General features: G+C 74.5%; 7 protein-coding genes. 4 read left to right on the top strand and 3 right to left on the bottom strand.

What is annotated here, in order from left to right; genetic code table 11:
• Window positions 1-337: 337 nt before the first annotated feature.
• Window positions 338-2,725 (top strand): HelD family protein, encoded by a 2,388-nt coding sequence (locus tag AKI01S_RS46790; protein WP_067833064.1) that lies wholly within the window; start codon window positions 338-340, stop codon window positions 2,723-2,725.
• 211 nt (window positions 2,726-2,936) lie between these two features.
• Here the strand turns inward: AKI01S_RS46790 and AKI01S_RS46795 are convergent, their stop codons facing one another.
• Window positions 2,937-4,322, bottom strand: coding sequence for a sulfatase family protein (locus AKI01S_RS46795; RefSeq protein WP_245682081.1), 1,386 nt, complete (start codon window positions 4,320-4,322; stop codon window positions 2,937-2,939).
• A 162-nt stretch (window positions 4,323-4,484) separates the two neighbouring features.
• Between AKI01S_RS46795 and AKI01S_RS46800 the strand changes: the two genes are divergently transcribed.
• Complete coding sequence (locus tag AKI01S_RS46800) at window positions 4,485-5,942, top strand: aldehyde dehydrogenase family protein (RefSeq protein ID WP_067833069.1); 1,458 nt, start codon at window positions 4,485-4,487, stop codon at window positions 5,940-5,942.
• A 52-nt stretch (window positions 5,943-5,994) separates the two neighbouring features.
• Window positions 5,995-6,504 carry a DinB family protein gene (locus AKI01S_RS46805; RefSeq protein WP_067833072.1) on the top strand — a complete coding sequence of 170 codons (510 nt, stop codon included), beginning with the start codon at window positions 5,995-5,997 and terminating at the stop codon, window positions 6,502-6,504.
• A gap of 22 nt (window positions 6,505-6,526) precedes the next feature.
• Here the strand turns inward: AKI01S_RS46805 and AKI01S_RS46810 are convergent, their stop codons facing one another.
• Window positions 6,527-7,375, bottom strand: a complete 849-nt coding sequence (locus tag AKI01S_RS46810; protein ID WP_067833075.1) for an alpha/beta hydrolase — start codon at window positions 7,373-7,375, stop codon at window positions 6,527-6,529.
• Between the two features lie 226 nt (window positions 7,376-7,601).
• Here AKI01S_RS46810 and AKI01S_RS46815 point away from each other — a divergent pair, with 226 nt between their 5' ends.
• Window positions 7,602-8,435, top strand: coding sequence for an alpha/beta fold hydrolase (locus tag AKI01S_RS46815; RefSeq protein ID WP_067833080.1), 834 nt, complete (start codon window positions 7,602-7,604; stop codon window positions 8,433-8,435).
• Here the strand turns inward: AKI01S_RS46815 and AKI01S_RS46820 are convergent.
• Window positions 8,423-9,555 (bottom strand): helix-turn-helix transcriptional regulator (locus AKI01S_RS46820; protein ID WP_218010081.1); only part of this gene is annotated, 1,133 nt, incomplete at its 5' end. The two genes, AKI01S_RS46815 and AKI01S_RS46820, sit on opposite strands and share 13 nt — an antisense overlap.

The following is a 9,555-nucleotide window of genomic DNA, read 5'->3' on the forward strand; positions in this document are numbered from 1 at the left end:
GGGGCGGGCGCGGCGGCCGCGCCGGAGGCGGGCAGGGCCGCGACGCCGGCGGCGAGTCCGGTGGTGACGAGGAACGACCTGCGGTTGAACGCGCTGACGCCTTCGGGCATGAGCAGACCCTTTCGGGGCGGTCCGACGTTGTTCGCCGGACAGCCTCGTGAGGTCCGGTGGCCGTCGGGTGCCCTGCGGATGACGGGAGATCCAACACGGAAGATCTTTTCCCCGTCCGGCGGCGGCCGGAATCAGCGCAGGGGTGATCAGAAAGGGTGGTAAACTAGCGACTTACGAACCGCGCAGACACCAATCCCAATCCTATGACTAGGAGTGTATAAGACACATGGGATCTCGTCAAGTCAAGTCCGCTCCAGAGAATTCCCCCGCCGACGCCCGCGCCGCCGCGCTGCGCACCGAGCAGGAGCGCGTGTCCGGGATCTACGCCCGGCTCGACGCCGAGCGGGCCGCCGCCGAGGGCACGCTGCGCGCCGTGCCCGCCACGGGCGGCGGCCGGGGGTTCCAGGCGATGGTGGAGCGGCAGGCCGCCGTCGAGGAGGCCGCCCGCCGGCTCTCCCGCCTCAACGCCGTCGAACGCGCCCTGTGCTTCGGCCGCATCGACCACCGGGGCGAGGCCGGGGCGGCGGGCGACACCTTCTACGTCGGCCGCATCGGGCTGCGCGACGACGACCGCGAGCCGCTGCTCATCGACTGGCGCGCCGCCGCCGCGCGCCCGTTCTACACCGCCACCCCGAGCTCCCCCGGCACGCTGGCGCGCCGCCGCCACCTGCACCTGTCGGGCCGCACGGTCGCGCGCATCGACGACGAGGTCTTCGACCTGGAGGGGCTGACCGAGGAGGACCGGCGCACGATCGTCGGGGAGGCGGCGCTGCTGGCGACGCTGCGGCGCGGCCGCACCGGGCGGATGACCGACGTGGTCGCCACCATCCAGCAGGAGCAGGACGAGGTGATCCGCGCCGGACTGCACGGGGTGCTGGTGGTGCAGGGCGGGCCCGGCACCGGCAAGACCGTCGCGGCGCTGCACCGCGCCGCGTTCCTCCTCTACACCCACCGCGACGTGCTGGAACGCCGTGGCGTGCTGGTCGTCGGCCCGAACGCGACGTTCCTGCGCTACATCGAGCAGGTGCTGCCGGGCCTCGGCGAGACCGACGTGGTGCTCACCACCGTCGGCGAGCTGTTCCCGGGCGTGCGGGCCACCGCCGCGGAGGGGCCGCACGCCGCCGCCGTCAAGGGCGACCTGCGGATGGCGGAGCTGGTGCGCGCGGCGGTCGCCGACCGGCAGCGAGTCCCGCAGGGGGACCTGGAGGTCGAGACCGACGACATGGTGCTGCGGGTGGACCACGAGACCTGCCTGAGGGCGCGCGACCGGGCCCGGGCGCTGCGCGCCCCGCACAACGTCCAGCGGCGGCTGTTCGTCCACGAGATGCTGGAAGCCTTGGCGGTGAACCGCGCCGAGCAGTACGACCGGATCACCGACGAGCCCCTGGAGCGGATGATCCAGGAGGGCGGGGTCCCCGCCTGGCTCCAGGAGCTGATGGACGAGACCGCCGACGAGCCGCTGTTGGACGCCGAGGACCTCAAGTACGCCAAGGCCGAGCTGTGGCGCGACCCGGACGTGCGCGCCGCGATCGACGGGCTGTGGCCGGAGCTGACGCCCCAGCGGCTGCTGGAGGAGCTGTTCGCCGACCCCCTGGTCCTGGCCCGGGTCGGCGACGGCCTCACCGACGAGGAGCTGGGCGCGCTGTACCGGCCCGCCGGGTCGCCGTGGACGGCGGCGGACGTCCCGCTGCTGGACGAGGCCGCCGAGCTGCTGGGCGAGGACGACTCCGCGGAGCGCGCCCGCCGGCGCGCGCTCGCCGCCGAACGCGCGGCCGAGGAGCGCTACGCCCGCGAGGTGCTGATGTCGAACGGCGTGGAGGGGCTGCCGGAGGTCGACGCCGCCCACCTGGCCGACCGGCAGCACTACGACGGCCCGCCGCGGACCACCGCGCAGCGCGCCGCCGCCGACCGCGAGTGGGCCTACGGGCACGTCATCGTGGACGAGGCGCAGGAGCTGTCGGAGATGGCGTGGCGGGCGGTGATGCGGCGCGTCCCCACCCGTTCGCTGACGGTCGTCGGCGACATCGCGCAGACCGGCAGCGCGGCGGGCGCGCACTCGTGGGGCCAGATGCTCGACCGGTACGTGCCGGGCCGCTGGCGCGAGCAGCGCCTGATGGTGAACTACCGGACGCCCGCCGCCATCATGCGGCTGGCGGCGGAGGTCCTGGCCGTGGTCGCGCCCGACCAGACGCCGCCGGAGCCGGTCCGCGACGACGGGCCGCCCCCGGCGGCGGTCCGCGTCCCGCCCGCCGCGCTGGCCGGGCGGCTGCCCGAGCTGGTCGCCGCCGAGCTCGCGGAGGTCGCGACCGACGCGGGCGAGGGCCGGCTGGCGGTGATCTCCTCGGGGGCGCGGCACGCCGCCGTCCGGGCGGCGCTGCCGGACGCCGAGGCCGGCGCGACGCCGGAGGCGCTGGACTCCCCCGTCGTGGTGCTGACGGCGGAGGAGGCCAAGGGGCTGGAGTTCGACTCGGTGATCGTGGTGGACCCGGCCGGGATCGTGGCCGAGTCGCCGCGCGGCGGCCAGGACCTGTACGTGGCGATCACCCGCGCCACCCGCCGGCTGACGGTCGTCCACGACGACGACCTGCCGGACCTGCTGGCCTCGCTGCGCTGACCGTGACGGGCGGATCCCCCCGGCTCCGGGGGGATCCGTTCCATGACCCCGACCATGCCGCCCCCCCTCGGCCCCGGCGACCCTCGGGAGATCGAGCGGGTCGGCGGTGGCGGCTCCTGCTTCCGCTGGGCGATGGCCACGCGGCGCGGGACGTCGGCGAGACCGTGCGGCGGCATGCCGGGAACCGCCGGACGCCCGGAGCGGTCTCCGTTCAGGAGTAGGGCAGCAAGGTCCGGTCGATCTCCTGCCAGCGGGCGGCGAGCTCCCTCACCACCTCGGGGTGGTGGCGGGCCAGGTCCGCCTGCTCGCGGGGGTCGGCGGTCAGGTCGTACAGCGCGTCCCGGGCGTTCCGGCCCGCGCGCAGGTACTTCCACCGGCCCCGGCGCAGGGCGCGGGCGTCCCTGGTGCGCCAGAACAGGTCGTGCCGCGGGGCGCGGGCGCCCTCCAGCAGGTAGGGGGCCAGGCTGCGGCCGTCCAGGGGGTGCGTCGCGGCCGGGCGCGCGCCCGCGATCTCCAGGATCGTCGCCGTCCAGTCCTGGCTGGCGACCGGGACGTCGCTCACCTGGCGGGGGCGGAGGCGCGCGGGCCAGCGCAGGATCGTGGGGACGCGGATGCCGCCCTCGTTCAGGCCGCCCTTCCCGCCCGACAGCGGCCACTGGTAGGACCAGCGCTCGCCGCCGTTGTCGCTGGCGAACAGCACCAGCGTGTCGCGCTCGCGCCCGGTGTCCCGCAACGCGCGCAGCACGCGCCCGATCGCGGCGTCCATCGCCTCGACCATGCGCCGGTAGGTGTCCAGCGAGCCGCCGTCCTCGTGCCACAGCGCGCGGGCGTCCCCCGCCCTGGACCGCGCCGTGATCCGCGCGCTCACCTCCTGGTCGCCGGGGGCCTCCCACGGCCAGTGCGGGGCGGTGAAGTTGAGGTTGACCAGCCAGGGGCGGTCGTGGCGGCGGCGGATGTGGGCGGCGGCGCGGTCGGCGATCGTGTCGGTGTAGTAGCCGAGGTCCTCGGTGGGCACCTCGCCCTCGTACAGGTCCACCTTGGTGCCGGAGACCTTGGAGTAGTAGTCGACCGCGCCGGACAGGTTGCCGAAGAACGTGTCCCAGCCCGACCGCAGCGGGCTGTACCAGGGCAGGAAGCCGCAGTGCCACTTGCCGAACATCGCGGTCGAGTAGCCCGCGTCCTTCAGCAGCGAGGCGAGGGTGGGGTGCTCGGGCGGGATGCCGTGCAGCTCGTCGGGGCGGGCGATCGGCTCCTCCAGGCCGCCCCGCAGGCGTCCGGGATAGCGGCCGGTGTAGAGGCCGAAGCGGGTCGGCGAGCAGATCGGGGCCGCCGAGTACCCGTCGGTGAACCGGACGCCGTCCCGGGCCAGGCGGTCCAGGTTCGGGGTGCGGATGTGCGGGGAGCCGTAGCAGGACAGGTCGGCCCAGCCGAGGTCGTCGGCCAGGATGACCAGCACGTTCGGCCGTCCGGCGCGGCCCCGGGCGTCGGCGCGGAAGCGGCGTTCCACCGTCTCGGCCCCGGCCGTCCCGCCGGTCCCGAGCACCGCCCCGGCCGCCACCGCCGCGCCGGTCGCCGCCAGCGCGCTCCGTCTGCTCACATCCACTTCGGACATCACAAAACCCACTTTCCCGACCAATTCAGTTAATTAGCTCGGAATAGTAGAGATTTGCCGACGGCGGCGCAACGCGGGCCGCCTTCCCCCGGGAGGGCAACCAAGCGTACGCTTGGCCACCGTACGGACTGATCCGAAGGGACGGCGATGTCGGCGATGCCAGAGCTGCGCGAGTACTCCAACCTGATCGGCGGCGAGCTGCGACCGGCCGCGGGCGGCGGCACGCTCGACTCGGTCGACCCGGCCACCGGCGAGGTCTGGGCGCGGATCCCGCGCGGCGGGGCCGAGGACGCCGACGCCGCCGTGGCCGCCGCGCGCGCGGCGTTCCCGAAGTGGGCGGGCCTGCCCGCCGCCGCCCGCGCCCATCACCTGCGCAAGGTGGCCGGGGTGTTCGCCGAGCACGCCCGCGAGCTGGCCGAGCTGGAGACGCGCGACAACGGCCGCCCCATCACCGAGACCGCCAGGCGCGACCTGCCCGGCATGACGTACCTGTGGACCAACGCCGCCGCCGAGTGCGCCGCCGCCGTCGAGGGCAGGAGCGTGGACTTCGGGCCGGGCAGCCTCGGCGTGACGCGCCGCGAGCCCTACGGCGTGACGCTCGGGATCATCCCGTGGAACTCGCCGATCTCCACGCTGTCGGCCAAGGCCGCGTTCGCGCTGGCGGCGGGCAACACCGTCATCATCAAGCCCGCCGAGCAGGCCACCGTCTCCAGCCTGCGCGTCGCCGAGCTGCTGCGGGAGGTGCTGCCGCCGGGCGTGTTCAACGTCGTGTCCGGCCTCGGCGAGGAGGTCGGCGACCCCCTGGTCCGGCACCGCGGCGTCAACAAGATCAGCCTGACCGGCTCGGTGGACACCGCGAAGATCATCACCCGGGCCTCCGCCGACTCCCTCAAGCCCCTCGCGCTGGAGCTGGGCGGCAAGTCCCCCAACATCGTGTTCGCCGACGCCGACCTGGACCGGGCCGCCGTGGGCGTCACCACCCAGGCGATCTTCACGGCGAACGCGGGCCAGATCTGCTACGGCGGCTCGCGCATCCTGGTCCAGCGGCCGGTCTACGACGAGATGCTGCACCGCATGAAGGCCGTCGCCGCCGGCATCAGGCTGGGCGACTCGATGTCCCCCGACACCACGATGGGCCCGATCGTGTCCCGCGAGCAGTTCGAACGCGTCACCTCCTACCTGGAGATCGGCGCGAAGGAGGGCGCGGAGCTGGTGTTCGGCGGGCGCTTCGGCGCCGAGGCCGTCGCCGACGACAGGTTCGCCGGCGGCTACTGGGTCGAGCCCACCCTGTTCGCGACCACCGACAACGCGCTGCGGATCTGCCAGGAGGAGATCTTCGGGCCGGTGGCGGTGGTGCTGCCGTTCGACACCGAGGAGGAGGCCCTGGCCATCGCCAACGACTCGGCCTACGGCCTGGCCGCCGGGGTGTGGACCCGCGACCTCGGCACCGCGCAGCGGATGTTCCGGGGCCTGGAGACCGGGACCGTGTGGGTGAACACGTTCCGCAAGGTGATGTTCCCGCTGGAGGGAGTCAAGGACAGCGGCTACGGCCACGACTCGGTGCTGGCCTACACCCGCGAGAAGGCGGGCCTGTTCGAGTTCTGAGCCGCCGGGAACCGGGCCGCCGGGGCCGGTCCGGGCCTGCGATCATCCCGCGATGGACGACAGCAGGCCCGAACCGCCCCACACCGCACCCGAACGCGTCACCCTCACCGGCTTCCTGGACTGGCAGCGCGCCACGTTCGCCCTGAAGTGCGCGGGCCTGACCGCCGGACAGCTGCGGGAGCGGGCCGTCCCGCCGTCCGGCCTGTCGCTGCTCGGCCTGGCCCGCCACCTGGCGGAGGTCGAGCGGAGCTGGTTCCGCGCCGTGGTGGACGGCGAGGACATCGGCGCGATCTGGGGCGGCCGCGACGCCGGCGGAGGCTTCGCCGAGTTCGACGTGGACGACGCCGACCCCGGCGAGGCGTTCGAGGTGTGGCGCGCCGAGTGCGACCGCTCCCGCGAGATCGTGGACGCCGCCGGGTCCCTGGACCAGGTCTTCGGGTACCGGGACCGGGACCGCTACTCGCTGCGCTGGATCCTCGTCCACATGATCGAGGAGTACGCCCGCCACAACGGCCACGCCGACCTGCTCCGCGAACGCCTCGACGGCGCCACCGGCGAGTAGCTCGCCGGGTCATGCGGGCCGGTCACGCGAAGCGGCGCACGAACTCCAGGGCGGTGTCGCAGACCTCGCGCCACCCGTCGTCGATGGTCAGCGAGTGGCCCCGCCCGGGGATCTCCACGAACTCGGTGACGCCCTCGTTGTGCCGCTGCTTCTTGTAGGCGGCCTCGCTGAGCGCCCGCGGGACGGTGTGGTCGCGCTCCCCCGACACGATCAGCAGGGGGCCGCGTCCGGGGTCGCGCGTGTCGACCCTGGTCTCGGCCCACGGGTTGAAGTTGGCGGTCGCGGCCTGGAACAGCGGCCGGCCGGGCGCGGGCACGCAGAACGTCTCGTACAGCCGCCTCGCCTGCTCCTCGTCCACCGCGTTGGCGAACGAGTACCGGAACTGCTCGTAGGTGAGCGGCACGGCGCGGTGCAGGTTGGCCGGGTTGGTCAGGACGGGCGCGGCCGCCCGCAGCGACGAGACCGGCAGCGGCAGCACGCCCTGGAACGGGGCCGGGTCGATCGCGACGGTCGCGGCCGACAGGCCCCGCCCGGCCAGGATCTGCGCCAGCAGCCCGCCGAAGGAGTGCCCGACCACGGCGGGCCGCCGGTCCAGCTTGGCGATGACCTCTCCGTAGTGGTCGGCGACCTCGCCGACGCCCTTGCCCGCGAGCGCCTCGGGGTGGGCGTGCGCCTCGGCGACGGTCTCGGGATCGTCGGGCCAGCCCGGCGTGAGCGGCGCGTACCCGGCGGCGGCGAACACCTCGGCCCAGCGGTTCCAGCTCGACGGCAGCAGCCACAGGCCGTGGACGAACACCACGGGCGTCCGGTCGCCCGCGTTGGCGGCGGCGAGCTGGTCGTCCAGATTCGACGACAGGGGATGGTCGGACATCGCGTCTCCTTGGTTCGGGGATGACCCGACCCTGGCAGCGGCCCGCCGCCGGAGTTGTCCGTGCGTGCACGGGCTCTCGCCCGACCGTGCACGCCCGCCCGTGCCGGCCCGCCCGTGCACGCATGGACCACTGCCCGTGCACGCCCGCGCAACTCCCGTCCCGGTTCCGCGCCTAACGTCCCGACCAGCCGCCCCACGACCAGGGGCCCGACGACAGGGAGCCGTCATGCCGTTCGTCACCACCAGCGACGGGACCGACATCTTCTACAAGGACTGGGGAACGGGCCGCCCCGTCGTCCTCAGCCACGGCTGGCCCCTCAACTCCGACAGCTGGGAGGCCCAGCAACTGTTCCTCGCCGACCACGGCTACCGGGCCGTCGCGCACGACCGGCGCGGGCACGGCCGGTCCGCCCAGGTGTGGGACGGCAACGACATGGACCACTACGCCGACGACCTGGCCGCCGTCATCGAACACCTCGACCTGCGCGAGGTCACCCTCGTCGGGTTCTCCACCGGCGGCGGCGAGGTCACCCGCTACATCGCGCGGCACGGCACCGCGCGGGTCGCGCAGGCCGTGCTGGTCTCCGCCGTCCCGCCGCTGATGCTCCGGACCGGCGACAACCCCGGCGGCGTGCCGGGCGAGGTGTTCGACGGGCTGCGCGCCGCGTCGCTGGCCGACCGGTCGCAGCTGTACCGGGACCTGGCCGACGGGCCGTTCTTCGGGAACAACCGGCCCGGAGCGGACGTCTCGCAGGGCATGCGGGACGCGTTCTGGCGGCAGGGCATGCAGGCCGGGCACAAGAACGCCCACGACGGCATCGCCGCGTTCTCGGCCACCGACTTCCGCGAGGACCTGGCGCGGTTCGACGTGCCGACGCTGGTGATCCACGGCGACGACGACCAGGTGGTGCCGATCGACGTCGGCGGCCGGGCGTCGGCGGCGCTGGTGAAGGACGCGGAGCTGAGGGTGTACGAGGGCGGCCCGCACGGCGTCACCGACACCCACAAGGACCGCCTCAACGGGGACCTGCTGGCGTTCCTGGAGTCCTACAGCAGCTGATCGCGGGCGAGCTGCCGCCGCGAGGTGATCCCCAGCTTCCGGAACACCTTGCGCAGGTGGTACTCGACCGTGCTGGCGCTGACGAACAGCTGCGTCGCGATCTCGGCGTTGGTGGCCCCGGCGGCGGCCAGCTCGGCGACGCGCCGCTCCTGCGCCGTCAGCTCGCGGCCCCCGCCGGACGCGGCCCGTCCCGCCACCCGGTCGCCGATCGCCCGCAGCTCCAGGCGGGCGCGCTCGGCGAACGCCGCCGCGCCCATCCCGGTGAACATCTCGTGCGCGGTCCGCAGCCGGGCGCGGGCGTCGCCGCGCCGCCTGCGCCGCCGCAGCCACTCGCCGTACAGCAGGTGCGCGCGGGCCAGGTCGGTCCTCACCCGGGTGCCGCCGAGCAGGTCGATCGCCTCCTGGTAGTGGGGCTCGGCGCCGTCGTCGGGGGCCAGCAGCGCGCGGGAGCGGGCCAGCAGTCCCAGCGCCCAGGGCGTCCCGGCGGCGAGGGCGCGTTCGGTGAGCCGCCGCATGCCCTCGCGCGCCACCTCCCGGTCGCCGCCGCGCACCCCCGCCTCCACGAAGTCGGGCAGCGTGAAGTGCTCCCCGTAGGGCAGGTTCTCGGCGTAGGCGCGGCGGGCCTCGGCGATCACCTCGGCGTAGCGGGACCCGCCGGTCGCGAGGACGACGCGGGCGCAGCGCGCCAGGTACAGCACCAGGATGTTGCCGCCGAAGATCGGGGCGTGCTGGTTGTCCTCCAGGTAGTCCAGCGACGCGGCCACCCGGTCGCGCTCGCCGCGCCACGCCTTGAGCGTCACGTCGCTGGGCTCGGCGAAGCCGGGGCTGCCCGACACCATGTTCAGGACCTCGACGAACTCGGCGAAGTAGGCGCGGGCGCGGGTGAAGTCGCCCCGCCACATCTCGATCATCCCGGCGGAGTGCACGGCGGTCTGGAGCGTCGCGAACGCGCCGAGCTCGCGGGCGATGGCGACGCCGCGCCCGGTGAGATCGTCGAACGCGTCGTCGTCCCACAGCTCCATCGCCGCGACGAACACCAGCACGTACCAGCTCTCCCGGCCCGCCGCGAGCGCGTCGCCGGCGCGCGCGGCGGCCAGGGCGCGGCGCAGCGCGGGCGCGG

Source organism: Actinomadura kijaniata NBRC 14229, assembly GCF_001552175.1.
Classification (GTDB): Bacteria; Actinomycetota; Actinomycetes; order Streptosporangiales; family Streptosporangiaceae; genus Spirillospora; species Spirillospora kijaniata.